Raw genomic sequence first — 265 nt, 5'->3', positions numbered from 1 at the left:
GCCGAGGACGCCGCCGTCGCGTTCGAACGCGGCGCCTTGTCCCGCCGCTACACAGGACAACGCCCCACGGGCAGCGGTCTTGGCCTGTCCATCGCGGCCCGGTTGGCTCAGCGAATGGGTCTCAGCCTCACGGTGGAACCGGTTCCGGCGGGTCAAGGTGCCCGTTTTTGTATCCGTCTCCCGCGTGCGGCTGCTGTTTCGTAATGGCCTGACGACGGTGCTGGATCCGTCGGTGCTAGATCAGGGCGTTTCTGCGGCCCTCGAA

1 protein-coding gene is annotated in these 265 nt (G+C 66.8%); it reads left to right on the top strand.

The window, feature by feature from the left end:
• A partial coding sequence (locus tag SB724_RS20480) for an ATP-binding protein (RefSeq protein WP_410572734.1) occupies window positions 1-204 on the top strand: 204 nt, incomplete at its 5' end.
• Window positions 205-265: the final 61 nt, after the last annotated feature.

The organism is Bacillus sp. SIMBA_031 (assembly GCF_046535225.1).
GTDB classification, from domain to species: domain Bacteria; phylum Bacillota; class Bacilli; order Bacillales; family Bacillaceae; genus Bacillus; species Bacillus velezensis.
Note: the sequence above shows the minus strand (reverse complement) of the source record. Positions and strands in the feature narration are given on the sequence as shown.